Origin of the sequence: Mycobacteroides sp. LB1 (assembly GCF_013449725.1) — a bacterium.
Taxonomy (GTDB): Bacteria; Actinomycetota; Actinomycetes; order Mycobacteriales; family Mycobacteriaceae; genus Mycobacterium.
In genome coordinates this window covers 261,200-286,412 of record NZ_JACCFF010000002.1, presented here as the reverse complement: position 1 = coordinate 286,412, position 25,213 = coordinate 261,200, and the positions used below count along the sequence as shown (strand labels likewise).

General features: G+C 64.1%; 23 protein-coding genes and 1 tRNA gene. 11 read left to right on the top strand and 13 right to left on the bottom strand.

The annotated features are described in order from the left end of the window. Positions 1 to 37: 37 nt before the first annotated feature. From MLB1_RS12120 to MLB1_RS12110, 3 genes are read left to right on the top strand one after another with little or no spacing between them, the layout of a single operon-like run. The gene (locus tag MLB1_RS12120; RefSeq protein WP_180750061.1) at positions 38 to 463 is read left to right on the top strand and encodes a DUF6653 family protein; all 426 of its coding nucleotides are present in this window, start codon (positions 38 to 40) and stop codon (positions 461 to 463) included. Positions 464 to 512: 49 nt separating this feature from the next. Then, positions 513 to 1,994: an Ada metal-binding domain-containing protein gene (locus MLB1_RS12115; protein WP_180750060.1), complete on the top strand. Its 1,482-nt coding sequence runs from the start codon at positions 513 to 515 to the stop codon at positions 1,992 to 1,994. Beyond that, entirely contained in the window at positions 1,991 to 2,494 is a 504-nt protein-coding gene (locus MLB1_RS12110; protein ID WP_180750059.1) for a methylated-DNA--[protein]-cysteine S-methyltransferase, read from the top strand. The genes MLB1_RS12115 and MLB1_RS12110 overlap by 4 nt, the downstream gene beginning before the upstream one ends. Here the strand turns inward: MLB1_RS12110 and MLB1_RS12105 are convergent. Both MLB1_RS12105 and MLB1_RS12100 read right to left on the bottom strand, forming a co-directional pair. Beyond that, a complete protein-coding gene (locus tag MLB1_RS12105; protein ID WP_219602986.1) occupies positions 2,451 to 3,230 on the bottom strand; it encodes a rhomboid-like protein in 780 nt (259 codons plus the stop codon). The genes MLB1_RS12110 and MLB1_RS12105 overlap by 44 nt on opposite strands. 18 nt (positions 3,231 to 3,248) lie before the next feature. Beyond that, positions 3,249 to 4,250, bottom strand: a complete 1,002-nt coding sequence (locus tag MLB1_RS12100) for an adenylate/guanylate cyclase domain-containing protein (RefSeq protein ID WP_180750058.1) — start codon at positions 4,248 to 4,250, stop codon at positions 3,249 to 3,251. Positions 4,251 to 4,480: 230 nt separating this feature from the next. Here MLB1_RS12100 and MLB1_RS12095 point away from each other — a divergent pair, with 230 nt between their 5' ends. The 3 genes from MLB1_RS12095 to MLB1_RS12085 all read left to right on the top strand — a co-directional run bounded on the left by MLB1_RS12095 (position 4,481) and on the right by MLB1_RS12085 (position 7,237). Further along, on the top strand, positions 4,481 to 5,596 hold the full coding sequence (locus MLB1_RS12095) for an oxygenase MpaB family protein (RefSeq protein WP_180750057.1): 1,116 nt from the start codon (positions 4,481 to 4,483) through the stop codon (positions 5,594 to 5,596). A 472-nt stretch (positions 5,597 to 6,068) separates the two neighbouring features. Further along, positions 6,069 to 6,671, top strand: a complete 603-nt coding sequence (locus tag MLB1_RS12090; RefSeq protein ID WP_255485922.1) for an MspA family porin — start codon at positions 6,069 to 6,071, stop codon at positions 6,669 to 6,671. An 11-nt stretch (positions 6,672 to 6,682) separates the two neighbouring features. Beyond that, complete coding sequence (locus tag MLB1_RS12085) at positions 6,683 to 7,237, top strand: hypothetical protein (RefSeq protein WP_180750055.1); 555 nt, start codon at positions 6,683 to 6,685, stop codon at positions 7,235 to 7,237. A 75-nt stretch (positions 7,238 to 7,312) separates the two neighbouring features. Here the strand turns inward: MLB1_RS12085 and MLB1_RS12080 are convergent. The 6 genes from MLB1_RS12080 to infC all read right to left on the bottom strand — a co-directional run bounded on the left by MLB1_RS12080 (position 7,313) and on the right by infC (position 10,597). Next, positions 7,313 to 7,386, bottom strand: a tRNA-Cys gene (locus MLB1_RS12080). A gap of 70 nt (positions 7,387 to 7,456) precedes the next feature. After that, entirely contained in the window at positions 7,457 to 8,413 is a 957-nt protein-coding gene (locus tag MLB1_RS12075) for an oxidoreductase (protein WP_180750054.1), read from the bottom strand. A 66-nt stretch (positions 8,414 to 8,479) separates the two neighbouring features. Next, positions 8,480 to 9,232, bottom strand: a complete 753-nt coding sequence (locus tag MLB1_RS12070) for an RNA methyltransferase (protein ID WP_180750053.1) — start codon at positions 9,230 to 9,232, stop codon at positions 8,480 to 8,482. Between the two features lie 32 nt (positions 9,233 to 9,264). Next, positions 9,265 to 9,654 carry a 50S ribosomal protein L20 gene (gene rplT, locus MLB1_RS12065; protein WP_180750052.1) on the bottom strand — a complete coding sequence of 130 codons (390 nt, stop codon included), beginning with the start codon at positions 9,652 to 9,654 and terminating at the stop codon, positions 9,265 to 9,267. A 63-nt stretch (positions 9,655 to 9,717) separates the two neighbouring features. Next, the gene (gene rpmI / locus MLB1_RS12060) at positions 9,718 to 9,912 is read right to left on the bottom strand and encodes a 50S ribosomal protein L35 (protein ID WP_180750051.1); all 195 of its coding nucleotides are present in this window, start codon (positions 9,910 to 9,912) and stop codon (positions 9,718 to 9,720) included. A 40-nt stretch (positions 9,913 to 9,952) separates the two neighbouring features. Further along, positions 9,953 to 10,597, bottom strand: a complete 645-nt coding sequence (gene infC / locus MLB1_RS12055; RefSeq protein WP_180750358.1) for a translation initiation factor IF-3 — start codon at positions 10,595 to 10,597, stop codon at positions 9,953 to 9,955. 316 nt (positions 10,598 to 10,913) lie between these two features. On the opposite strand from infC, the gene MLB1_RS12050 reads away from it, so the two are divergent. Genes MLB1_RS12050 through MLB1_RS12035 form a run of 4 tightly spaced genes read left to right on the top strand, consistent with a single transcriptional unit; the run spans position 10,914 to position 16,346 of the window. Continuing rightward, positions 10,914 to 11,285 carry a DUF1844 domain-containing protein gene (locus tag MLB1_RS12050; protein ID WP_180750050.1) on the top strand — a complete coding sequence of 124 codons (372 nt, stop codon included), beginning with the start codon at positions 10,914 to 10,916 and terminating at the stop codon, positions 11,283 to 11,285. 57 nt (positions 11,286 to 11,342) lie between these two features. Then, the gene (gene lysX / locus MLB1_RS12045) at positions 11,343 to 14,675 is read left to right on the top strand and encodes a bifunctional lysylphosphatidylglycerol synthetase/lysine--tRNA ligase LysX (RefSeq protein WP_180750049.1); all 3,333 of its coding nucleotides are present in this window, start codon (positions 11,343 to 11,345) and stop codon (positions 14,673 to 14,675) included. A gap of 48 nt (positions 14,676 to 14,723) precedes the next feature. Further along, complete coding sequence (locus MLB1_RS12040; RefSeq protein WP_180750357.1) at positions 14,724 to 16,100, top strand: alpha/beta hydrolase-fold protein; 1,377 nt, start codon at positions 14,724 to 14,726, stop codon at positions 16,098 to 16,100. Between the two features lie 24 nt (positions 16,101 to 16,124). Continuing rightward, the gene (locus MLB1_RS12035; protein WP_180750048.1) at positions 16,125 to 16,346 is read left to right on the top strand and encodes a hypothetical protein; all 222 of its coding nucleotides are present in this window, start codon (positions 16,125 to 16,127) and stop codon (positions 16,344 to 16,346) included. Here MLB1_RS12035 and MLB1_RS12030 read toward each other — a convergent pair. After that, positions 16,343 to 17,824, bottom strand: a complete 1,482-nt coding sequence (locus MLB1_RS12030; protein ID WP_180750047.1) for an AMP-binding protein — start codon at positions 17,822 to 17,824, stop codon at positions 16,343 to 16,345. The genes MLB1_RS12035 and MLB1_RS12030 overlap by 4 nt on opposite strands. Positions 17,825 to 17,834: 10 nt before the next feature. Continuing rightward, positions 17,835 to 20,777, bottom strand: a complete 2,943-nt coding sequence (gene uvrA / locus MLB1_RS12025; protein WP_180750046.1) for an excinuclease ABC subunit UvrA — start codon at positions 20,775 to 20,777, stop codon at positions 17,835 to 17,837. Positions 20,778 to 20,962: 185 nt separating this feature from the next. Here uvrA and MLB1_RS12020 point away from each other — a divergent pair, with 185 nt between their 5' ends. Continuing rightward, complete coding sequence (locus MLB1_RS12020; protein WP_180750045.1) at positions 20,963 to 21,640, top strand: MBL fold metallo-hydrolase; 678 nt, start codon at positions 20,963 to 20,965, stop codon at positions 21,638 to 21,640. 26 nt (positions 21,641 to 21,666) lie between these two features. On the opposite strand, the gene MLB1_RS12015 is transcribed toward MLB1_RS12020, so the two are convergent. The 3 genes from MLB1_RS12015 to MLB1_RS12005 form a co-directional block, all read right to left on the bottom strand. Next, positions 21,667 to 22,107, bottom strand: a complete 441-nt coding sequence (locus MLB1_RS12015) for a universal stress protein (protein WP_180750044.1) — start codon at positions 22,105 to 22,107, stop codon at positions 21,667 to 21,669. Positions 22,108 to 22,282: 175 nt separating this feature from the next. Continuing rightward, complete coding sequence (locus MLB1_RS12010) at positions 22,283 to 23,752, bottom strand: M20/M25/M40 family metallo-hydrolase (RefSeq protein ID WP_180750043.1); 1,470 nt, start codon at positions 23,750 to 23,752, stop codon at positions 22,283 to 22,285. Between the two features lie 12 nt (positions 23,753 to 23,764). Further along, positions 23,765 to 25,201: an MFS transporter gene (locus tag MLB1_RS12005; RefSeq protein ID WP_180750042.1), complete on the bottom strand. Its 1,437-nt coding sequence runs from the start codon at positions 25,199 to 25,201 to the stop codon at positions 23,765 to 23,767. Between the last annotated feature and the right edge of the window lie 12 nt (positions 25,202 to 25,213).

Below are 25,213 nucleotides of genomic sequence, written 5' to 3'. Positions count from 1 at the left end.
CCGGAAGGGCACCATGGCAGTCGCCTAATGTCGAGATGTGAATGGCGCCGCAGTACGCCGCTGGATCTTCGACAGGCATTGCCACCCGGTGAGCGCGTGGTCACGCTGGGCGACAACACCGCTGTTGCTCTTCCCGGTGTGGACCCGGCGGTGGCGCTGGTCGCTCCCCATCATTGTCTGGCTGGTGATCAACCCCATCGTCACGCCACCGCCCCGCGATGGCAGCTCCTTCGCCACCCGAGCGATACGTGGCGAGGAAATCTGGATGACCAAACCCACATCGGATGCCGCACTCACCGGTTTGAGCGTCCTCGGAGGTATTGCGCTGTTATCGGCGCTTGCGGCCGCCTGGCGGCGCTCGGCGATCGGTGCGATAGCGGGAACAGCGATGTCGATGACGATCACCTTGCTGGCGTGGCGCCGCTACGCCCTGATCTGGGACGAGAACCAGTCCCAACGGTAATGTCCGATTTCCGCTAGCACTCCGCCGTGGGCGCGGGCATGCTCAAAGCATGGAGCTTGAAGCGGAGGCCTGTTATCGGGCAGTTCAGTCCCGCGATACCCGATTCGACGGACAGTTCTACACAGCGGTTCGCACCACCGGTATCTACTGCCGACCGTCCTGCCCGGCCATCACACCGAAACGTCAGAACGTCTCCTTCCATCCCACCGCGGCCTCCGCACAAGCCGCCGGATATCGCGCTTGCCGGCGGTGCCTACCGGATGCGGCGCCTGGATCTCCACTGTGGAACATCAAGTCCGACTTGGCTATCCGCGCGATGCGCCTCATCGGCGACGGCGTGGTTGAGCGTGATGGAGTCGACGGATTGTCGCGTGCGCTCGGATACTCGAGTCGCCAGCTCAACCGGGTACTGCTCGGCGAGCTGGGCGCGGGCCCACTGGCGCTGGCGCGGGCGAACCGGGCCACCACGGCTCGTTTGCTGATTCAGCGCACCGATCTGTCTATGTCTGATATCGCATTCGCCGCAGGCTTTTCCAGCATTCGGCAGTTCAACGACACGATCGCGGCCGTTTTCGCGACGACACCCTCGAAGCTGCGTACTGAAGTCCCCCGCAAAGACACTGCCGCGGCGGCGCCAATCCCTGGTGGAGTCAGCCTCAAACTCCCACTGCGGCTGCCCCATAACGTCGCATGGTCAACGTGGCTGTTGGAACATCATTGCGCTCGTGGGGTCGAGGATTTCTCCGACGGGCGGTACACGCGAGCGCTGCGGATGCCGCATGGCCCGGTCATCGCGACCTTGACGGTGTCGACGGATCAGGTGCGGGCGGACCTGCAGCTCACCGATATGCGGGACCTTGCTCCCTCGGTGGCGCGACTGCGTCACCTCCTCGACCTCGATGCCGATCCTGCCGCCGTCGACGACGCTCTGCTGTCCAATCCCGCACTGGCGCCCCTCGTCGCCGATGCGCCCGGTGTCAGGGTTCCCGGCACCGTCGATGGGTCAGAACTGCTGTTGCGCACCATGATCGGTCAGCAAATCTCCGTAGCCGCGGCCAATACCGCGACGGGATCTCTGGTTGCCGCGCTCGGTGAGCAGGTGACCGACACGACGGGTCGGGTGACGCACCTCTTTCCCACAGCCGACGCCGTCGCCGCGGCTGGAGCTGGGGTGATGGCGGGTCCCGCCGCGCGGATCGAGGCTGTCATACGGGCCGCCGAGAGTCTCGCGGCAGGCAAGCTGGAGCTGCATCACGGGATGACCGCCACAGATCTGCGTCGGCAGCTGTTGGACATCAAGGGAATTGGGCCGTGGACTGCCGACTACGTGGTGATGCGTCAACTCGCGGATCCGGACGTGCTGCTAGAACACGATCTGGTGTTGCGCCGCGGCGCAGCCGCCGAGGGTATCGACATCGCAGCCGCCCGCGGCTGCTCGCCGTGGCGGTCCTATGTGTCCATGCACCTGTGGCGCAAGGGAATCGCGGCCCAAGCTCGTCCACGCATCCGTAAGCCGAAAGGAACCTCATGAGCGACTACGCGACCCTTACCACCCCGGTGGGGCCATTCACCGCCATCGTCGACGGTGCGGGGACCGTTCTCGCATCGGGATGGACGGACTCCCCCGAACTGCTGCGCTCGCTGATTCATCCGACGTTGCGGCCGCAGACCCTGAGCCACAGGCGTGACCTCGGAAAGGTCACCAAGGCGGTCACCGACTACCACGCGGGCGATCTGACGGCCATCGACCCGATCCCCGTCGCCCAGCATTCCGGGGACTTTCTCGTGCATGCCTGGGACGTGCTGCGGATGGTCGGCCCGGAAGCGCCCATCACCTACAGCGAGTTCGCGGTGCGCGCCGGGCGGCCCGCCGCCATCCGCGCCGCCGCTAGCGCCTGTGCGCGCAACGCCGCAGCGTTGTTCGTCCCGTGCCACCGGGTCTTACGTATCGGCGGTGCACTGGGCGGCTTCCGCTACGGCCTTCCCGTCAAGCGATGGCTACTTGATCACGAGGCCGCCGCCGCGCGTTGACCCACTGGGTGACGAGCACGGCGGCAATAGCGGTGGGTGCCGCCGCCGCCAGCGTCGGGCCGTCCTCCGCGAACATCATCAGAGCAAACAGGCCGCCGAAAGCCAGCAGCGACAAGCGAAGTGCGGTCCAGTGCGGGGCGCGCCGCGGAAGAGGCGGCAGGGTCCTTGCGGCCAGCATCCCGAGGATCAGCGCTATCAGGTGTCCGACCTCGGTGAACATCTGGTTGCACGCGATGGACACCACGCCCACTGTGATCCATCCGATCACCCAGGACGCACGCCATCGCGATGGAATCGACGGCGTCAACGCCCCGAGGACTGCCGCGGTGCCGTAGCTCATCCCCACATCGCTGACCCGCGCGATGGATACCGGAGCCCAATGCAACCAGATCGCCAGGGCCAACCCGAGGCTGACGATGAGGGTTGTTCCGATATGCCCCAGCGCGAAGGTCAGTGCCAATCGTCCACTGTGCCATTGCAGTTCAGCGAGGGCGAGGATGCAGACAAGGCCTGGAAGCCACAGGTAGATCGGTCCGGCGTCGGTGACAAACGCGCTGCCGATAAGAGTGCCCAGGCGTCCCTGATGGAGATTGTGCAGATTGGTGCTCGCGTGCGCGACGACACGGTCCTGCATCCGCGGCCCCTCCAGGACCAGCACGGTGGCGACCGCGACCAGGGCGGCCGCATAACCGATGGTCACTCGTAGCCGGACTAGCGCGGCCCAGACTCTCCGCATGACCCATGATCGCACCGGCTAGACGCGACCGTCATCCCCCGCGGCTGGCAGTTCCCTGCGAGTTTCGAGCAGGTACATCTTCATGTTCTCGGGCACTCCGGCCGGCCTACTGGAGAACAGGGGGCGTCGTACGGGCGTCGGTGTGAGTCCCAGGTGATCGAGAAGCGCCAGGGGCACCTTGGCCAGCGCGGGTTGCGAGATGGCCAGCCCGCCCTTCGCGGCACTCTCCATGACACGGGCCGCGATGTTCACGTCGACTCCAAGCCAGTCCGAACCGATCCGCTGGGGCGTGCCCGAGTGGATACCAATCCGCATCACCGGCGTATATCCCTGGATCTCAACGTTTCTCAATGCCTCGCGGGCGGGAATGATTGCGCGCAGGGCGGTCACCGGGTCGTCGAAGACCGCCATGATGCCGTCGCCCATGCGCTTGACGACCTGGCCACCGGCATTGAGGATGGGCGGCTCGGCGACGGATGCGACGCGGCGCAGCAATTTGAGTGTCGCGTCGTCACCGGCTTCGAGTGCCCACCCCGAGAACCCGACGAGATCGGTGAAGACCAGCGTGACCTCGCGATTCGCCGGTTGCTTGCTGACCCTCTCGGTGAGGGCCTGCCAGAGCTGTAGGGCACCGAACCCGAACTCTCGGACCGCGGTATCCCTGTCGGTCACCAGCCGGTCCGCGGCGCGCGCGACGGCACTCGCCCCGCCAAAACCGCTGGTGGACAGCGGATCACCGAAATACGGATCGCCAGGCAGTGAACGCCGGGCACGACGTACCGCCGCCACCACCGCGGGGTCCCGATCCATCTTGCGAAACCAGATACCGGCTCGTGCGATATGGCGGGACGTGGGCTCCCCGGGGGTAACGGAGCCGTCCTCGGCCTCATCTGCATCTGGCGAGTCCAGGACGTGGTCATGCCGCACAGGCCCACGGGTGCGACCTCGCCTGCGCTTACGGACCTCAGAGTCATGCTCTCGGTCCGGTTCGGCATCGAGGCCTGACGGCTCGACATCCACGGGATCAGCCTATGTGCTGGGGTGGGTAGCGGCAATCTTGTAGTTGCCAGTGTCGCTATGTCCGCGCGCGTCTCCTCAACCACCCGGTTGCTATCTGTCGGTGCTGGTAGCGGCGACGTGGAGCTTTGGACACGGTTAACAAACGGTTCTCACCACCGTTGACGTACTCATTGACAACGTCAGTTGTCACCAATAACGTGCGTGATAGGCACCACAAAGGAGGGTCAACGATGACATCCGCCACTGCCGATCGGGGTACCCACAGGTCCGCGCCTGCGCGCTCGCCCGGCAGGCGTTCGATCGCAGAACCGTTGCGCGAAATCGATCAGGACGATGTTCCGCAACCACTTGGTCCAGATTCGCTAACGTGGAAGTACTTTGCGGATCTGCGCACCGGATTGCTCGGTGTGTGGATCGGGTCCATCCAGAACATGTATCCGGAGCTGGGTGCCGGTGTGGAGAACCATTCGATACTGCTCCGCGAACCCTTGCAGCGAGTGACACGCTCCGTCTTCCCCATTATGGGCGTGGTCTACGACGGTGATCGTGCCGCGGACACCGGACGTCAGATTCGCGGCTACCACGACACCATCAAGGGCGTCGATACGAAGGGGCGGCGATACCACGCCCTCAACCCCGAGACCTTCTACTGGGCGCACGCGACGTTCTTCATGCTCATCATCAACACCGCGGAGTACTTCTGCGGCGGGCTCACCGAGGCCGAGAAACGTCAGCTCTTTGCCGAGCACGTCCAGTGGTACCGGATGTACGGCATGAGCATGCGACCGGTGCCGAAATCGTGGGAGGAGTTCCAGGAGTATTGGGAGCGGGTTTGCATCGACGAACTGGAGATCAACCGCGCGACGCTGGATATCTTCCAGATCCAGATCCCCAAGCCGAGATACGTACTGATGCCGGACTTCCTCTGGCATCAGATGTGGGCGCCGGCCCGAGCATTCCAAAACTGGGTTGCCGCCGGGGTGTTCAATCCGTCGGTGCGTGAGAAGGCCGGAATGCGTTGGACACCAGGTGACGAAGTGCTGCTACGGCTGTTCGGTAAGGCGGTGCAGCTGGCGTTCAGCCCGCTGCCCGACGATATCCGGCTGCACCCCCGCGCGGTATCGGCATACAAGCGCTCCCGCGGCGAGTTGCCTCCCGATGCGCCCCTCGTAGAGGCGCCGAAGATCACCGCGCCGCCCAGGGACCGACGAGGGCTGCCGATGCACTACCTGCCGCAGTCAGCCCAGCCCAGGTCACTCATGGCACGCGCGGGCGAGTTATTACATGCCACCTTTTCGCTGGCATCTCCCCCGTGGGCAATTCGGGGTGCTCGCGAAGTCCCGTAACACCTGTTTACGCAGCTTTTACAGGGCCAAACTATGGCGTAGACCACATTTTCGCGGTAGGTATTTCTGTCGCCTGACAGACGAAATTAGCTCGTCCGGACAAGGGGTTTACTCCCCTGTGGGCGGTTCGACACGCGCCGTTCACTGGGTGATTGACGCAGCATAAGAACACATTCGGACAGCCTGTCCTTTGTTGATTGCCGGCGTCCAGCAACGCGTCATCAACTCACAATGAACGAAACTAGAAAGTGAGCACGAGTGTTCCCGACGGCGATTCCTGTGAGTGGCCTGTGAAAAACGATCTGCGGCGCCGTTTGAGCAGGCGTATCTTTCCGTCAGCTCACATAACGGACTCATCACACCGACACGTAATCGACGACGCTGCGATAGCTCCCAAACTCAGGTACCGGTCCATATCCGCAAGGGGAAACGAGGCACTCACATGGCAGTACTCCCACGCACGGCCGCCGTCATGGCGCTGTTCACCGCGATCTGCACTCTGGGAACGGCAACCGCGCACGCCGATCCGGTGACGATGGCGCCCCAGACCTACACCAAGGTAACTCGTGACGGGTGGACTCTGGTTATCCGAAGCGACCACGAGACGATCAACTCGGTGCCCAACCTGGCCGAGGCCTCCAACTCTCGGGAGGCGTTCGTGACCTTCGACGCGACCGCAATCGCCACCGGTGGGTCCGCGCCGATCACCGACAGCCTCTTTATCGCGGGATATCAACTCGGTTGTCAGACAGACGTTTCCAGTGGTCTGCAGATCGGTGGCACCGGAGGCCTGGCGGGATCGGCGGGCTATAGCGGCGGCCCGAGCGTCGGCGGCTCCGGCGGTGTGGCTGGTTTCGTGCAGACCATCCTGCAGCCCGGTGTGATCACCGATCTCCCCTTGGCCAATATGGCTCTGAGCGACGGTGGCAAGGCTATGCTCGATGTCGATAACCTGCACATCAAGGCGGATGCCTGCGGCGGCGATGTCACCATCCGGTCGTACGTCTACTTGCGGATCTCGACAGCCTCCGCCCACACCTCGTTCGCCGTTTACGGCGACCCGATGAAGATCTAGGGAGGGCTCTCGTGCCGAAACGAAAGATTATCGTCACTGCGGCCGGTGTGGCCGGGGCCCTGGCGCTGGCAGGGCTCACCGCGCCGATGGCGGCGGCCGACCCGCCAGGCATCCCATTTGTGCCTGGCGTCCCCGCTCCCCTGCCCGCCACTCCGGGAAGTTATACGTACATCTATAACAACTTCCCGGCCGTCGCTCCTGCCGCCGTGGACGCACGCGGTGTGAAGATCGCGGCCAACGCCGATCCTGCGGCGGGCGCTACTGGGCTCCCCGGGAGCAAGCTGGGCAATAGTGCCCACCCCGCCAACGTGTTGACCTCGTCCAGTACGCGATACGGAATCCAGGGCGGCGCAACGCCGGCCGCGCCGGCAAGCACCACGGGCGTCCAATTCGGCGCAGGGAACGAGAATCCGGCTTTGGAGGATCCGCATGGCCAGGCGCCAGAGAGCGCCGCAGCGGTCGAGCCCACGGCTCCCACAGTGATGCCAGGGGCACCAGCCGCTCCAACGCTGGAGTCCGCTGACGGACAGCCGCCGAAAGCGGCGGAAGCGCCCGCCGGCGGTTAGATCTTTAGATCTGGAGCCAGTGACCAACAGTTACGAATCATCGGGTCAGCCTTATCGGCTGACCCGATGATTCGTTGGAGCGAGTGACGGGACTCGAACCCGTGTGAACGGCTTTGCAGGCCGGTGCCTAGCCTCTCAGCCACACCCGCGTCGAGCAACGATGATGCCGAACTGCGGTGCGCGACACGAGTGTTGGACTCAGGGTGATCCCAGTGCGTCCTATCCGGTGAGGCGGGAGTAATCCGCGCCGGTGAGCTCCACCGACTTCTCCCATAACCGGGCCGCCAGCTGCGCGTCGCGTGACTCACCGGAACGGGGCGCGCGCCTCACCGGTCCACGCATACCTTGAAGCTGCGTGGGTCCGAGGTAATCGTCGGGCCGAACATCGGGCATGGACGCCGCGTACAGCTCGGACTCGGCGCCCTGGCGCTCGTCCTGCAGCACCACGCCCATGCCGAAGTAGAAGGCCTTCTGCAGCCCCGGAATCTTCGGGATCATGGAATCGAACAGGTTCGTCGCGGCCACACCGGGGTGCACATTCACCGACACCAGCGAGGACCCGGCGGTCGCGGCCTTGCGGGCCAACTCGGAGCCGAACAGCATGCACGCGAGCTTCGAGGCCCGGTAGGCCGTCATCCGGTTGTACCGACGCTTGGTGAAGTTCAGGTCATCGACCTTCAGGTTGTTGCGCCCTTGCGCGTGTGCGACGCTGCCCAGCGAGATGACCCGCGGTGCGTCAGCGGCCAGCAGCGAGGGCAGCAGCGCGTCCGTCAGCACGAAATGACCGAGGTGATTGACACCGATCTGCATCTCGAATCCTTCGGCGGTGCGCCGCAGCGGGATCGCCATGACGCCGGCGTTGTTGAGCAGCACGTCAATTGTGGGTGCCTGCGTGCGGATTGCATCCGCGGCGGAGCGCACGGACGCAAGGCTGGTGAGGTCCAGCTCCACGAGCGCATGGTCGGCATTCGGTCCGAGGGCGCGCACCTTGTCCAGGGCGGCTTTACCGGTCTCCTGGTTGCGGCAGGCCAGCACCACGCGGGCGCCGGCGCGGGCCAGGGCCTCGGCGGCCACGAGTCCCAGGCCGTTATTGGCGCCGGTGATGACGTGGGTCTTGCCGGACTGGTTGGGGACGTCCGACTCGCGGAAGCGCGTGATCTTCAGGGGCTCCGACATCAACATTCCTCAATCCATGGAAGTTACTAGTACTGGTTGTTACGGCTTTGTGGATAGTACTGGAGGCTATTGACCGCGGTGCATCCGAGCCGTGGCGTACAGGCAAATCGACGCAGCGCTGGCCAGATTGAGGCTCTCAGCTCCCCCGCGCATCGGGATGGTGATTCGGTGTGTGGCCAATGCGACCGTCCCCGCGTCCAATCCGTGCGCCTCATTCCCGAAGATCCACGCGCACGGGCCGGACAGGACGGTTTCGGCATCGTCGAGGGAGAGATCACCGTCGAGCGTGGTGGCTAGAATCGAAATATCCTGCCCCGAAAGCTCTTTGAGGATGCTGTCGACGCTGTCTTCGGCCACCACGGGGATATTGAAGATGCTGCCTGCCGAGGCGCGCAGGGTCTTGCCGTTGAACGGGTCGACGCTGTTTCCTGCGAGAATGACCGCGTCGGCGCCCATCGCGTCGGCAACCCTGATCAGCGTGCCTGCGTTGCCTGGTTCTGAAATATCAACCGCGACAACGATTAGTCGCGGGGAAAGTGCCGCGATCTCGGGCCATTGCCTCGCAATGGAGTGGCACACCGCCACCAACCCGACTGGGGTAACGGTGTCGGACAACGCCTTGGCGGCCCGATCGGTGACGAGACGGATGGGAGCTGCGGACAGCAGGTCTGCAAATCGATCTGCCGCGGACTCGGTGACGAAGACCTGTTCGACCGCGCCGGACCGCAGCGCGGCCTCAATGAGGTTCGGCCCTTCCGCCAGAAAAAGACCGGCCCGCCGACGCGCGGCGGGCCGGTGCAATTTGACCGCGTCGATCACTGTCTGTGATCGCTCGGTCAGAAGTGCGTCGCTCAGGCGGCTTCCCCGGCCGGAGCATTGACATCCTCGGGCAGCGCAGCCTTGGCGACCTCGACCAGCGCGGTGAACGCGGCCGCATCGCTGACGGCCAGCTCGGCGAGGATCTTGCGGTCGACCTCGACACCGGCGATCTTCAGGCCCTGAATGAAGCGGTTGTAGGTGATGTCGTTGGCGCGGGCCCCGGCGTTGATGCGCGAGATCCACAGCTTGCGGAACTCACCCTTGCGGGCGCGACGGTCCCGGTAGGCGTAGGTCAGCGAATGGAGCTGCTGCTCCTTGGCCTTCCGGTACAGGCGTGACCGCTGACCGCGGTAGCCCTTGGAGGCCTTCAGGATTGTCCGGCGCTTCTTCTGGGCGTTGACGGCCCTTTTCACGCGTGCCATATGTTTGTTCCTTCTAGTGATGCAGTGTGGTGCTGTGTGTTGGGGTGGTCGTGAACGCGACTGCTAGCCGGTCAGCATCTTCTTGACACGCTTGGTGTCGTTCGCCGCTACCACGGCACGGCCGTCGAGACGGCGGGTGCGAGTGGTGGACTTGTGCTCCATCAGGTGGCGACGGTTCGCCTTCTGGCGCACGATCTTTCCGCTGCCGGTAGTGCGGAAGCGCTTCGACGCACCGCTGTGGGTCTTGGCCTTAGGCATCTTGGTGTTCCCTGTTCTTCGTTGTGTCGGTACTTAGGTACTACGCCTGTTGAGTGGGCGCCTGGTCAACAGGCGTTTGCTCGACGGGCGCTTGCTCAGCCGGCGGGGCCGCCTGAGCCGGGGCCGGCCCTGCAGGAGCCTCTGCTTGCTGAGCCGCCTTGGCCCGGGTCTTCGCGCCCCGGTGCGGCGCCAGCACCATCGTCATATTGCGGCCGTCCTGCTTCGCGGAGGTCTCGACGAAGCCGAAGTCGGCGACGTCCGCGCCGAGCCGCTGCAGCAGCCGGTAGCCCAGCTCGGGCCGCGACTGCTCGCGTCCGCGGAACATGATCGTCACCTTGACCTTAGATCCGGCTTCCAAGAAGCGGACCACATGGCCCTTCTTGGTTTCGTAGTCGTGATCGTCGATCTTCGGCCGAAGCTTTTGTTCCTTGACGACTGTCTGCTGCTGGTTCTTGCGAGACTCGCGCTCCTTCAGAGCCGTCTCGTACTTGAACTTGCCGTAGTCCATGATCTTGCAGACCGGAGGCCTGGCGTCTGGGGCTACCTCGACAAGGTCGAGATCGGCGTCTGCGGCGACGCGAAGCGCATCTTCGATCCGAACGATTCCGACCTGCTCGCCTTTAGGGCCGATCAAGCGGACTTCGGGTACGCGGATGCGTTCGTTAATGCGGGTCTCAGTGCTGATGTGGCCTCCCTGGCTCGTCCTCTACTGTCTTAACCGAAACACAGGTCGACGGGGACAAAAAGCGGGTCCATCAGCACTCTGCTCATATTGAACAGACTCTGCTCCTATAGAACAGAGAAGCCCTGCGCATGGCAGGGCCCGTAGCCGACCGGTCACGACGAAAAACGCCGTTCTGCACCCCAAATGTTGAGGCAGAACAATCACCCGAGAGTGATTGCGACCGGACCGCGAGACCTTATGGTCAGCGGTGGGAGCGGGACTCCACTTGGTGTCCCCGGCGTTACCGGGAACGGTCGTGCATGGAAGTCTAGCAGCCGTGACCGATGACCTCGAAATTCACGACACCTCGTCCCGAGATGACGCCCCGAATGACGGCTCCGTGCGGGACCTGGCAGATATCCCTGCAATCGAGGTGATCACCAAGGCCATCGTGATGCTGATGAGCTCCAGTGCCGAAAAACTGGGACTGTCCTCCCCCGATCCCGACGAAAGTCCTCACCGCGACCTGGACGAGGCACGTCGGCTGATCACCGCGCTTGCCGGGCTGGTGGCCGCCTCGGTGGAGTACCTGGGCCCGCATGCCGCGCCGATCCGCGACGGGTTGCAGAGCCTGCAAAAGGCGTTCCGTGAAGCCAGCGCCGTCCCGGACGAACCGGGCCAAGGCCCCGGTGAGAAGTACCTGAGATAAACGCCCGGAACTCGTAACTCGCAGGGAACGTCAAGGCATGCCACTTATTCTCGCAAGGTGACATCCACCAAACCGGCAGCTGAACCACCCGCCCCGGAGCAATCCGCTGTCACAGCGCTCCCGGGTATAGGCGCGCGCCCAGCGGCGCGACCACCTATAACGTCGAGGTGGCGGTGGGTTCCGCCCTTCTTCGGCTGGCTCGTCGGCGTTTTGGCGATCCTGAATTTCCTCTCGAGCTTCTCCCCATTTGTTCGTATGGCGACCAGGCTGCCCCGGGAGTTCGTTGATGAGTATCTGTTCGGGTGGCCCGATAGCAGCCTGTCGTGGGCATGTGTGCTTGCGCTGCTGGCTGCTGCCCTCGCAGTGCGCAAGAGCATCGCGTGGTGGGTGCTGCTGATCGACTTGGTAGGTCGGTCGGCATTGAATGTCGGCGGCTTTATCGAGCACCGCGACACCGTGGAACTGATGGGCCTCGTCGTGCACGGCGCATTCATCCTGCTGCTGTTGCTTGCTCGAAAGGAGTTCTACGCGAAAGTACGACGGGGTGCGATCGTCAAGGCGGCGGTGGTGCTGGTCAGCGGGATGGCGGCGGGGACGCTGGTCGCGTGGGGCCTGCTGGAGCTCTTCCCCCGCACCCTGGTTCCTGACGATCGATTCTGGTGGGCGCTCAACCGTGTCGCGGGCTTCTCCATCGCATCACATCGCGATTTTGACGGCGTTCCACCGCATTTCCTGAACTGGTTGTTCGGATTGTTCGGCGCACTCGCGCTGATCACCGCGGCCATCGTGTTGTTCCGCTCACAACGAGCCGTCAACGCGTTGACAGGTGATGACGAATCACTGATCCGGGGTCTCCTGGAGCGTTATGGACAGGACGACTCCCTCGGATACTTCGCGACGCGCCGAGACAAGGCGGTCATCTTCGCGCCCAACGGTCGTGCGGCCGTCACCTATCGGGTTGAGGTTGGCGTCTGCCTCGTCAGCGCGGATCCCATCGGGGACAAATCGGCCTGGAGCCAAGCAATTTCGGCGTGGCTGCGGGTCTGCCAGGCCTACGGCTGGGCGCCGGCGGTGATGGGCGCGAGCGCCGAGGGTGCGCTGGCCTATCGCGAACATGGCCTGAACGCACTGGAACTCGGTGACGAGGCAATCCTGTACCCGCGCACCTTCTCGATCTCAGGTCCGCACATGGCGACAGTCCGCCAAGCCGTCAACCGTGCCCGGCGGTCCGGGCTCTCGGTGCGTATCCGCCGCCATCGCGAACTGTCGGCGGAGGAGACCAAACAAATCATCACCAACACCGACCTGTGGCGCGATGGCAATACCGAGCGTGGGTTCTCCATGGCGCTGGGCAGACTGGGTGACTCCACCGATGGCGACTGCCTGCTGGTAGAGGCGGTCGACCCCGATGGCAACGCCGTCGCCATGCTCTCGCTCGTGCCCTGGGGTCCCAATGGCGTGTCGCTCGAACTCATGCGCAGATCACGTCAGTCACCCAACGGCACAATCGAATTCATGGTTACCGAGCTGCTTACCCAGGCAGAAGGTATGGGCATTACCCGGGTCTCGTTGAACTTCGTGATGTTCCGCTCGGTGTACGCCGATGGCTCCCGGATTGGAGCCGGACCGGTGTTGCGGCTGTGGCGCTCGGTGTTGATGTTCGCTTCACGGTTCTGGCAGTTTGAGCAGTTGTACCGCTCGAACGTCAAATACCAGCCCGAATGGGTGCCCCGGTTCGTCTGCTACGAGGATGCTCGTCTCATCCCCCGAATCGGCATTGCGTCCGTGATCGCCGAGGGCTTCCTGGTGCTGCCCTTTGGCAACCGCGCCGAACCGCGGCACACCGGCCAATACAGCGCGGTGCCCCAATCGATCGTGGCGACCGGACTGCTGCACCACGACGGAAGCACCCCCGACCTGCTTCCACACGAGAAGCCGCAACAGCGGGTGCCCGAGCAGGTCAAGGTGCGACTGGGCAAGCTCGCCGCCTTGCAGGAACGGGGAATCGACGCATACCCGGTGGGTTCACCGCCGTCTCACACGGTCACCGAGGCGCTGGTGGCCGCCGACGGTACCGAGGTGATCATCAGTGGCCGCCTGCTGCGGATCCGCGACTACGGCGGCGTGCTGTTCGCGCAACTACGCGATTGGTCGGGAGAGGTGCAGCTGCTTATCGACGATCCGCTGCTGCACGACGAGTTCACCGCGACAATCGATCTGGGCGACCTGGTAGAGGCTAGTGGAGTCATGGGCCAGTCGCAGAACGGCACCCGGTCTGTGCTGGTGCGGTCCTGGCGAATCATCGGCAAGTGCCTGCACCCGCTACCCGACAAGCGCAAGGGTCTCATCGACCCGGAGGCCAGGGTCCGCGCCCGGTACCTCGACCTGGCGATCAATCCCGAGGCCCGCGATCAGATCGCGGCGCGTAGCGCGATCGTCACATCGCTGCGCAGTACCCTGCTCTCTCAAGGATTTCTGGAGGTCGAGACACCCATCCTGCAGCAGGTGCACGGCGGGGCCAATGCGCGTCCTTTCCTCACGCATATCAACGCGTACAACTTGGACCTATATCTGCGTATCGCGCCCGAGCTGTACCTCAAGAGGCTCTGCGTGGGTGGCGTGGAGAGGGTCTTCGAGCTCGGCCGAGCCTTCCGCAACGAGGGGGTCGACTTCAGTCATAACCCCGAATTCACGCTGCTGGAGGCCTACCAGGCCCACGCCGACTACCTGGTCTGGGCCAAGACGACCCAACGCCTCATCCAGAACGCCGCCAAGGCGGCGCACGGCAGCGAGGTGGTGATGCGGCAGGGTGAGGACGGGAAACTGGCGCCGATTGACATCAGCGGCGAATGGCCGATCATCCCTGTGCACGAGGCGGTCTCACGCGCACTCGGTCAACCGGTCGACTCGACAACGGAAGTACCTGCGTTGCGACGGCTCTGTGAATCGGTGGAGGTGCAGTTCAATCCACGATGGGACGCAGGCCATTTGGTGCTCGAACTTTACGAGCGGCTTGTCGAGAAGCGCACCACGACGCCCACCTTCTACAGCGACTTTCCAGTCTCGGTATCCCCGCTGACCCGCCCGCACCGAAGCACGCCAGGGCTTGCCGAACGGTGGGACCTGGTGGCCTGGGGTGTCGAACTTGGCACCGCCTACACCGAATTGACCGATCCGGTAGAGCAGCGTCGACGTCTGTACGAGCAGTCGCTACTCGCAGCGGGCGGCGACGCCGAGGCCATGGAACTCGACGAGGATTTCCTGCGCGCCATGGAGTACGCGATGGCGCCCACGGGTGGGATGGGCATGGGTGTCGACCGTGTGGTCATGCTCATTACCGGGCGCAGCATTCGTGAGACGCTGCCATTCCCGCTAGCCAAACCGCGGTAACCGACACGTCGGAAGCCTGACAGACAATTCACAGGAACCTACTCCATCATAGGTGTCGTGTCCGGACATGACATCTCCCTGTTACATGGGACTTTTCCCGTCTCCATGCAGGTCATTGCCGGTTTCGCGCTCGTCATCGCCATCGGGCTACGCACCCGGCGGTGGTTTCTGCGCTGGTTACCCATGGCGGTAGGCGTTGGTGCCGCGCTGGCCGGTTGGGCCTACTGGTACATCCAGTCAGAGGGCTGGGCCGACGGCGGAAACCCGGCTCCGCCGATGCTGTGGGTATGGATCGCGCTCATCGGCGTGGCCGCCACGGTCCTGGTGGTCGGCTGGGGATCGGCGCGCTGGTGGCGTCGCGCGATCGCGCTCAGCGCGGTGCCGCTCACGATCCTGTCCGGGGCACTGATGCTGAATCAGTGGACTGGATATGTGCGCAGCATCCAGTCCGGATGGGCACAGTTGACCGCAGGCCCGCTGCCCAACCAGGCCGATATGGCCACAGTGACGGCCGCCCGCGAGGAGCGCCGCGGACCGGCGATGACCAAGGGCAAGCTCGTACCCGTGGATATCCCGGCCGACGCCAGCGGATTCCGCCATCGCCAGGAGATCGTCTACCTGCCGCCGGCCTGGTTCGACTCCACCCGTACAGAGCTGCCGACGATCATGATGATCGGCGGCGAATTCAACACACCGAGCGACTGGATCCGTAGCGGAAACGCGGTCGATGTGGCCGATACCTTCGCGAGTCAGCACGGTGGAAACGCGCCGGTGATGGTGTTCGTCGACGCCGGTGGTTCGTTCAACAACGACACCGAATGCGTGAACGGTCCGCGCGGCAACTCCGCCGACCATCTGACCAAGGACGTCATCCCGTTCATGGTGTCGCGCTTCGGGGTTAGTCCCCGGCCGCAGAACTGGGGCGTCGTGGGCTGGTCGATGGGTGGCACCTGTGCGGTGACGCTGGCCGTCAAACACCCGGAGTCATTCAGCGCCTTCGAGGACATCGCCGGTGATATGTCACCGAACTCCGGTAACAAGACCCAGACCATCGCTCGGCTTTTTGGCGGCGACGCTGCCGCGTGGGAACAATTCGATCCGGCGACGCTGATGTCGCGCCACGGGCGGTACACGAACACCACCGGCTGGTTCGATGTCAACGGTCTGCACCGAGCGGGGTCCGGAGCCATCACCAGCACGGGTGCCGCGCCGGGCGCCGCGGCAGCCGCGCCGTTGAGCGACCAGGACCGCGCTGCCCACCGATTGTGTGAGCTTGGTGCGGCACAAGGAATCTCATGCACGGTGCAGCATAAGCCGGGTGAGCACAAATGGCCCTTCGCGCAGACGGCGTTCACCTCGGCGCTGCCATGGATGGCAGGACGGATCGGCACACCGACGGTGCCGGATATCCCGTTGCCGCGCTAGTCGACCGGAGTAGCGTCGACCGGTATGTCCGACAGACCTGATCCGGGATACACCGACGGTGGTGTGCCGACATTCGAATCGGTACGCGAGAAGATCGAAACCCGGTCCGGCACGGCCGCCGGGTCCGCCGAGTTGGACGCCGAAAGCGATGAGGGTCGCCAGCTCGACGAGCAATTCGAGGCGCGAGCCCGGGCGGCGGCCGAGCGGCTCGAAGAAATCCGCAAGTCGATGCGCGAGGAAACCTAGCGAGCACCGGTCCGGCGGGCGATCGCCTGCTCGCGGACGAGGCTGCGCCGCACCTTTCCGGAGTCCTCACGCAGGGGCTCTGCCACGAATTCCACCGCGCGTGGAACCTTGTACCGGACAATCTGGTCGAGCAGGTAGTCGCGCAGCTGATCCTCGGTCACGTTCGAGTCGGCTTGGACCACGGCGTGCACAATCTGTCCGAGGTCATCGTCTGGTAGGCCGACGACGACGCTGTCGATCACGCCGGGGTATCCATTGATGATCGATTCCACTTCTGCGGGAAACACATTCGCGCCACCGGTCACGATCATGTCGGTGCGGCGGTCGCTCATGTAGAGGTAGCCGTCGTCGTCTAGCCAGCCGAGATCGCCGATGGATTCCCAGGTACCGACCCGCTTGATCTCGGCGCCGAGGTACTTATACGGCTTGGGCATCCCCTCCCATGGGCGCATGAAGATCTCCCCCACCTCGCCGGGAGGCAACGGGTTTCCTTCATCGTCGAGGATCGTCAGTTCACCCAGGGCCGGCTTGCCGACGGAGCCGCGATGGGCCAGCCATTCCGGTCCGGTGATGATGGTGCCACCGATGGCCTCGGTGCCCGCGTACAGCTCCCAAATCACATTCGGGCCCAGCAGGTCGATCCATGCTTGTTTCAGCCATACCGGGCACGGAGCGGCCATATGCCAGAGCACTCGAATGGTGGACAGATCGAATCGTCCGGGGTGTTGCCGGAACTCGCGCAACATCCGCGACATCATCGTCGGCACCACCTGCAACCAGGTGACCTTATGCGAGTCGATGAGCTCAAGTGCCTGTAGGGCGTCGAACTTCGGCTGGACCACGAGGTGATGCCCCATGAGCAGGCCATACGACGAAAACATCAGTGGCGCATTGTGATACAGCGGACCGGCAACGAGTTGGGCATCCTCGGACTGCATGCCCATGACCTCACCCGCGGCGGTGCCGGTGATCGCCGCGGGGCTGGGTGCGAGGATGATCTTGGGTCGGCCGGTGCTGCCCCCGGATGTGGGCGCCTTCCAGGCGGGCGATACCAGCTCTGGCAGCGGCGGAGCGGCGATGTCTGCAGCCGTAGGCTCGAATCCCGCTGGGAGACATACCCGATCCGGATGGTCGGCCGCCTCCACCCCCACTACAAGCGCTGAATCGGCAAGCTCGACGATCGCGCGACGTTCGGCAAGCGGCAGCCGCCATGACACGGGCTGTGGAGTGGCGCCGACCTTCCACACCGCGATCTGCGCGGCGAAGAATTCCACCGAGTTGGGTAGTCCGATGGTGACGAGGTCACCCTGCCGCACGCCGAGACGCTGATAGGCATGCGCCAAAGCCGTGGCACGTCGCTCTAGTTCGGCCCTGGTCACCGACTCGGTACCGCAGGTGACCGCCGGGGCGTCGGGTGCGGCTTTCGCGAGGTTGGCGAGGATACGAACAAACGGTTCACCAACAGCCGCGTCATTCATGAGTGCCACCCTAGACCGGCGCAACAACCTTCCTGGTCCGCGACTTGGTGGGAGTCTTTCCGGTGGCCTTGCCGGGAGTCTTTCCGTTCCGGACCGGCTTGGGCAGTAAACCCACCAGGAACTCGCCGGTGTAGCTGCCCGGCGTCTGGGCCACCGTTTCGGGCGTGCCCTGTGCCACCACTGTGCCGCCACCGGAACCGCCCTCCGGCCCCATGTCGATGACCCAGTCCGAGGTCTTGACGACGTCCAGGTTGTGCTCGATGACGATGACGGTGTTGCCCTTGTCGATCAGGCCGTTGATCACGGTAAGCAGCTTGCGGATGTCCTCGAAATGCAGCCCGGTGGTGGGTTCGTCGAGGATGTAGACCGTCTTGCCGGTGGATCTCTTCTGCAGTTCGGCAGCGAGCTTGACGCGTTGTGCCTCACCACCGGAGAGCGTCGGGGCGGGCTGGCCCAGTCGCACGTAACCCAGGCCGACCTCGACCAAGGTCTTGAGGTAGCGGTGGATCGAGGTGATGGCTTCGAAGAATTCGGCGGCCTCCTCGATGGGCATATCGAGCACCTGGGCGATGGTCTTGCCCTTGTAGTGCACCTCGAGTGTTTCCCTGTTGTAGCGGGCCCCGTGGCACACCTCGCAAGGCACGTACACATCCGGCAGGAAGTTCATCTCGATCTTGATCGTGCCGTCGCCGGTGCAGGCCTCGCACCGTCCGCCCTTGACGTTGAACGAGAACCGGCCCGGCTGGTATCCGCGGACCTTCGCCTCGGTGGTCGCCGCGAAAAGTGTGCGGATCTTGTCGAAAACCCCGGTGTAGGTGGCCGCGTTGGACCGCGGGGTGCGGCCGATCGGCGACTGGTCCACCCGCACCAACTTGTCGACCTTGTCCAGACCTGTCACTCGGGTGTGTCGGCCGGGCACCTGCCGTGCACCGTTGAGCTTGTTGGCCAGCACCGTCGCCAGGATGTCGTTGACGAGCGTCGACTTTCCCGAGCCGGAGACACCGGTAACAGAGGTCAGCACGCCGAGCGGGAACGCGACGTCGATGTCCTTGAGGTTGTGCTCGCGCGCACCGACCACGATGACTTCACGCTTGGCGTCAACCGTGCGGCGCATCAAGGGCAGCGGGATGCTCTCCACCCCAGACAGATAGGCACCGGTGATGGACTTCTTGTTCTTGAGTAGTTCGGCGTAGGTGCCGCTGTGCACCACCTGGCCGCCGTGCTCCCCCGCAGCCGGGCCGATGTCGACGACCCAGTCGGCATGCTTGATGGTGTCCTCGTCGTGCTCGACCACGATCAGGGTGTTACCGAGATCCCTTAGTCGAGTAAGAGTTTCGATGAGTCTGCGGTTATCGCGCTGATGCAGGCCGATCGACGGCTCATCGAGCACGTACAGCACGCCCACCAGTCCCGATCCGATCTGGGTGGCGAGCCGGATGCGCTGTGCCTCACCGCCGGACAGTGTGCCCGCCGCTCGCGCCAGCGACAGGTACTGCAGACCGACATCGAGCAGGAAGCCAAGCCGAAACTGGACCTCCTTGAGAACCTGCCCGGCAATGGCCTGCTCGCGGTGGCCCAGCGTCAGCGAGTTCAAGAACTGAGCGCAGTCGGCGATCGACAGGTCACACACCTGCGCGATCGACTTGGTGCCGTGCTCCCCGGCGGTCAACGTGACGGAGAGGATCTCCGGCTTGAGGCGGGTGCCGTTGCACTCAGGACACGGGATGTCCCGCATGAAGCCCTCGTACCGCTCCTTGGCCCACTCGGACTCGGTCTGCTCCATGCGACGCTGCAGGAAGGCCAGTACGCCCTCGAATTCGGCGTAGTACGAGCGGGTGCGGCCATACCTGTTCTTGTATCTGACATGGACCTGCTCGGAGGACCCGTCCAGGATCGCCTTCTTGGCGGCCGTCGGGAGCTTCTTCCACGGGGTGTCCACATCGAAGCCGAGGGCATCCCCCAGCCCAGCCATGAGCCGGACGAAGTAGTCGGCGTTCTGTCCCATCGACCAGGGCGCGATGGCGCCCTCCGCGAGCGTCATATCCGGGTCGGGGACCACCAGCTCGGGGTCGACTTCCTTCTTGATCCCCAGACCGGTGCACTCGGGGCAGGCGCCGTAGGGTGAGTTGAACGAAAACGACCGCGGTTCAAGATCATCCACGGCGAGCGGGTGACCATTGGGGCAGGCGAGTTTCTCGGAGAACCTGCGCTCGCGCTGCGGGGAATCCTCGTCGGCGTCCACGAACTCCAGCACCACGATGCCGTCGGCGAGCCGCAGTGCGGTTTCCACCGAGTCCGTCAGCCGCTGTTTGGAGCTGGCCTTGACGGCGAGGCGGTCGATCACGACCTCGATATCGTGTTTTTCCTGCTTCTTGAGCTTGGGTGGGTCGGTGAGCGAATGCACCACACCGTCAACCCGAATACGGCTGTATCCCTGCGAGTTCAGCTGCTCGAACAGGTCGACGAACTCACCCTTGCGCGTGCGCACCACGGGAGCGAGCACCTGGAACCGCAGGCCCTCCTCCATGTCCAGCACCTGGTCGACGATCTGCTGCGGCGTCTGCTTGGCGATCTTCTCCCCGCACACCGGGCAGTGCGGGGTTCCGGCACGGGCGTACAGCAGACGCAAGTAGTCGTAGACCTCGGTGATGGTGCCTACCGTGGACCGGGGGTTGCGGTTGGTCGACTTCTGGTCGATCGACACCGCGGGCGAGAGACCCTCGATGAAATCGACATCGGGCTTGTCCATTTGCCCCAGGAACTGGCGGGCGTACGCCGAGAGCGATTCGACGTATCGCCGTTGGCCCTCGGCGAAAATGGTGTCAAAGGCAAGGCTCGATTTCCCGGAACCCGAGAGGCCCGTGAAGACGATAAGGCTGTCCCGGGGCAGGTCAAGGTCGATACCACGCAGGTTGTGCTCACGCGCGCCTCGCACGATCAGACGGTCGGCCACCTGTGTCCTTTCACGCTGCACCTTCCGGGTGTTTTCGCAAAGCTCAGCGGCTGTGTTCCCAAGCAGGAACCACGCCGGTTGAGTCGTCGACTCCATGCTAGGGCGAGGCACCGACAACCCTCGCGTCGATGTGCCCGGCCGACGCTCTTCGCGCCGAGCGCACATCACAACTACGGTGTGGACCTATGACCTCCATCACCATCGACGACAACTACTCCGGTCACATCGAACCCGGTTCCGGCGTGGCACGTCGCACCGTGGACGGCGCGACCATCATCAAGGCCTCGGTGGGGCCGATGGACAACAACGCATACATCGTGACCTGCACGAACACCGGAAAGTCGCTGCTGATCGACGCAGCCAACGACGCCGAGCGGTTGGCCACCCTGCTGGACGAGAACGCCCCGAACATCGATCTCATCGTCACCACACATCAGCATTTCGATCACTGGCAGGCCCTTGAGGCGATCGTCGACAAGACCCAATCCGCGAGTGCCGCACATGATTTGGACGCTGGACCGCTACCTGTGCAGCCCACGACGCTACTGGCCGGAGGCGACAGCTTCGATATCGGTGACCTGCACTTCGACGTGATCCACCTGCGCGGACACACACCGGGCTCAGTGGCGCTGGCGTTCACGGCAGGTGGTGTCACACACCTGTTCACCGGGGATTCGCTGTTCCCCGGCGGCGTCGGCAAGACATTCAATCCCGGAGACTTCGACCAGCTGCTCGACGATGTGAGCGAGCGGCTGTTCGGCGCGTATCCCGATTCCGCGATCGTGTACCCCGGACACGGTGATGACACCACTGTGGGCACCGAACGTGGATCGCTCGGCGAATGGCGCGAACGAGGCTGGTGAGCTCGCCCCGTTCGCGCTGGCCGGATTTACGTGGTGTGAACGATCAGCACATCGCACTTGGAGCGACGCGCCACATCTGAAGGAACCGATCCCAGAAGACGTCCGGCGATGGTGTTCAGACCGACATTGCCGACTACCAGCAAATCGGCCTTGGAATCCACCACCAGCTGCAGCAGCGCATCCACCGGCGCTCCCTCGATCGAGCGTTCTTCCACGCTCGTCGCACCCGCGGTCGCCGCGCGCTCGCGGGCGGTGCGCAGGATGTCGTAGACGGGTGCCTTGCCGGTGACCTTGTAGGCGTCATCCTTCAGGACATCGGCCGTTTGGGCGTTGTTCTCCGGGAAATACGCGGTTGCGACGATGAGCTTGGCGCCCGCCGCACCCGCGATGGCTCCAGCGCGGGCGACCGCCCGGTACGACGAATCCGATCCGTCAGTACCGACAACGACAGTGCTGTATGCGCTCATGAAAGGTCCTCCAGTTCCGTTTGACCAGGCCACGTGAGATTAGCCGGGAAGGACCCCGGCCATGCGCCATTTGGCTGATTGTGTCTGGCTATGCCCGTGATTTTCCCTTGTCGACTGCGCGGGTCAGTATGGCCTGCGCCTCAATCTGGTTATGAGCACCGTCACTCGGCGAGCATCAGGAACCGTTCGCGTACAGCTTGATGACTTGATAGAGAAATGCCCGACCGTCGTACAGCGACTTCACCTGGATGCGTTCGTCCAGGCCGTGTGCATGCGTCTCTCCCGGCTTGGCGAATATCCCACTGAGGCCGTAGACCGGGGTTTTCCCGAAGTAGATGGCATCGGTCGCTCCGGTCGACATGGTGGGTACAAGCGGCACACCCGGCCAGATTGATCCGGCGACGGCCTTGATGGGATCGACGATCTGTGGGGTCAAGGGCGGGACACTCGCGACGTTGGTGCGGAACGGTTCGGTGGGCTTCACCGCGATCTTGGGGTCGTTGATGGCCTTCACGATGGTCTCTTGAACGGCCGCTTGAACAGCCCCGGCGCTGCTGTCGGGCAGTATCCGGCAGTTCACATTCGCGGTAGCGCGCTGCGGCAGCGCATTGTTGGCATGCCCGCCTTCGATTTTCGTGGGGACACAGGTGGTTCGGAGCATCGCGTTGTACAGCGGGTTCTTGGACAGCACCGACGTCGCGGCCGGATCTTGCGGATTGGCGACGATTGCCGACATGGCCCGACCCACTTCACCCGGCTGCAGCGGAGCCTGCGCCGTGAAATATGCGCGGGTGACGTCGTTGAGCTGAACCGGGAACGGTGCGGCGGCGAGCCGGTCCAGACCGGCACCGAGTGCCCGTATTGCGTTGAACGGGCCGGGCTGGCTGCTGTGTCCGCCCTCGTCGGTGACCTCGAGGGTGAAGTCTTGATAAATCTTCTGGCCTGCCTGAATTTCGAGCAGGATGGGTTTGTTGTCTTCGCTCAGATCGCCGCCCGCGCCTTCGTTGACGACGAACTCGGCATCGACGAGCTCGGGTCGGTTTTGGTGCAGCCACTCGGCGCCGTTGACCTGCCCGCCGCCTTCTTCACCGCAGGTGAGCGCGACTCGGATCGGGCGCTTCGGGACGAACTTCTCTACGCGGTAACGAATGAGGTTATCGATGAAAATCGCGGCCATGGCCTTGTCGTCCTCGGCCCCGCGCGCGTAGAAGTATCCATTCTCCTCGACGAGGGCGAACGGATCGCGCTTCCAGTCCTCACGTTTGGCTTCGACCACGTCGATATGCGCCAGCAGCAGAATGGGTTTGGTTATCTGGCCCCCGGCATTACTCGCCCCGTCGAGTGTCGCTACCAGGCCGCCATCCTTGGGGCGATCAGGTGGGCTGAAAAGCACTAGGTCTTTGTCGGAGTACCCGGCGGCCTTGAGGCGATTGGCCATCTTCTGTGCGGCCTCGGTGCAACTCCCCTGCGACGCGGTCGTATTGGTCTCGATGAGTTCCCGATATACGTCACGAAACGCGCCACGATCATCAGTGCCCGACGGGGTGCCGGTGGCCGGCGAGCTGTGGTTCTCGGTTGTCCCACAGGCGGCGAGGGTAAGCACGGCGGCGGTAAGCGCGAGGATACGTTGCATGGTTTCGTTCATACACCGCGACCGTTACAAGGGAGCGCGAACTGTGTCTTCCTTGAACCCATCTGTCATCTCGGCCGCGGTGCCGGCGCGGAACACTCTGGAGGACACGAGAACACCCAGTACCACGACGGCGGCGAACCCCAGGAACAGCAGATGTGCGCCGTGCGTGGAGGATCCACCGAGATTGACGAGCACTCCCGCCAGTCCCGCACCGAATGCTCCCGCGATCAGTTGCACCGTGCTGATGGCAGCGGCGGCTGCCCCGCTCTCGGCCGGGTCGGAAGACACCGACATTGCCGCGGATGCCAGGTGTGGCCAGGCCATCCCGATACCGGCACCGGTGACTGCGAAACCGAGCGCCCACATGCCGATCTCGAGGCCAGTCGCGCCGTCGCGCTGCAATGTGCCGGCGAGGACCAGTCCCGCAGCCACCACGATGGGAGCGAACGTCACCACGCGTGCCACGCTCCTCGCGTCCGCCGACGCGCTAACCATCTCGCCGGCGGTCCACCCGAATGCCAACGTGGCGCCGAGGAATCCGGCGGCGACCGGGACCAGGTGGCCGAGGTGCTGGCCGAAGAACGGAATGAACGTCTCAACCATCGAGGCCAGCGCCAGCACAGCGATCGTCAGGTAGATCCACTTCAGGGGATTGCGCGCGAATACCGCCTTGGGCAGTACCCACGCCGACGAGCGGCGATCGAGGGCGACAAACACGACGACCAGAGCGGCCGCGCCGACGATCAACCCCACCATGATCGGCAGTGTCGATTGGACCGCGGCCACGGCCACCATGCCGGTCGCCGTCGTGAGCACGAGCAATGACCGCACGGGAATGCGGTGCCGAGCAGCATCGGAGTTCATGCCCTCGGCTCGCGTCAACACCATGGGCACCATCATGGCGATACCCACGGTGATCAGCGTCAGCGAGACGAATGCCCACCGCCAGAGTCCGAACTGAGCGAACAGCCCGCCGGCCGCGGGACCCACAAAGGTTCCGACACCCCACATGGCCGAGGTGAGTGCTGAGGCACGCGTCCATAGTCTTTGTGGCAGTGCAAGATTGATAACCGCATAGGCGAGGCCGGCCAGCAGCCCGCCCGCCGCGCCTTGCACCGCACGTCCGGCAAGCATGACCTGCATGCCCGGTGACACCGCGCACATCAGGGTGCCCGCGGCGAATGCGCCGAACGCGAAGAGGTATGCACGCCGCGGACCTGCCCAGCCGAGCAGTGGGCTCACCACCGTGGCCGTGCTCACCGAGGCGATCAGGTACACCGTTGTCACCCATGCGTAGAAACGCTCCCCACCAATGTCTGCGACCGCACTCGGCAGCAGACTGGTGGTGAGATACACATTGGTCGCGTACAGCGCCACCCCGCCTGCGAGCACCGTGATGATGCCGAGCTGCCTCCCGCCCAACAGATCCCGCCAACTGCCGGATTCCAGGTCGTCTGTCATGCCGACACGGTA

Bases quoted from the DNA above. Each gene is read 5' to 3' on its own strand.
- MLB1_RS12115 (WP_180750060.1), top strand. From the start codon at position 513: ATGGAGCTTGAAGCGGAGGCCTGTTATCGGGCAGTTCAGTCCCGCGAT.
- MLB1_RS12110 (WP_180750059.1), top strand. From the start codon at position 1,991: ATGAGCGACTACGCGACCCTTACCACCCCGGTGGGGCCATTCACCGCC.
- MLB1_RS12105 (WP_219602986.1), bottom strand. From the start codon at position 3,230: ATGCGGAGAGTCTGGGCCGCGCTAGTCCGGCTACGAGTGACCATCGGT.
- MLB1_RS12095 (WP_180750057.1), top strand. From the start codon at position 4,481: ATGACATCCGCCACTGCCGATCGGGGTACCCACAGGTCCGCGCCTGCG.
- MLB1_RS12090 (WP_255485922.1), top strand. From the start codon at position 6,069: ATGGCGCTGTTCACCGCGATCTGCACTCTGGGAACGGCAACCGCGCAC.
- MLB1_RS12075 (WP_180750054.1), bottom strand. From the start codon at position 8,413: ATGTCGGAGCCCCTGAAGATCACGCGCTTCCGCGAGTCGGACGTCCCC.
- rplT (WP_180750052.1), bottom strand. From the start codon at position 9,654: ATGGCACGCGTGAAAAGGGCCGTCAACGCCCAGAAGAAGCGCCGGACA.
- rpmI (WP_180750051.1), bottom strand. From the start codon at position 9,912: ATGCCTAAGGCCAAGACCCACAGCGGTGCGTCGAAGCGCTTCCGCACT.
- MLB1_RS12035 (WP_180750048.1), top strand. From the start codon at position 16,125: ATGTCCGACAGACCTGATCCGGGATACACCGACGGTGGTGTGCCGACA.
- MLB1_RS12030 (WP_180750047.1), bottom strand. From the start codon at position 17,824: ATGAATGACGCGGCTGTTGGTGAACCGTTTGTTCGTATCCTCGCCAAC.
- MLB1_RS12020 (WP_180750045.1), top strand. From the start codon at position 20,963: ATGACCTCCATCACCATCGACGACAACTACTCCGGTCACATCGAACCC.
- MLB1_RS12015 (WP_180750044.1), bottom strand. From the start codon at position 22,107: ATGAGCGCATACAGCACTGTCGTTGTCGGTACTGACGGATCGGATTCG.
- MLB1_RS12010 (WP_180750043.1), bottom strand. From the start codon at position 23,752: ATGAACGAAACCATGCAACGTATCCTCGCGCTTACCGCCGCCGTGCTT.
- MLB1_RS12005 (WP_180750042.1), bottom strand. From the start codon at position 25,201: ATGACAGACGACCTGGAATCCGGCAGTTGGCGGGATCTGTTGGGCGGG.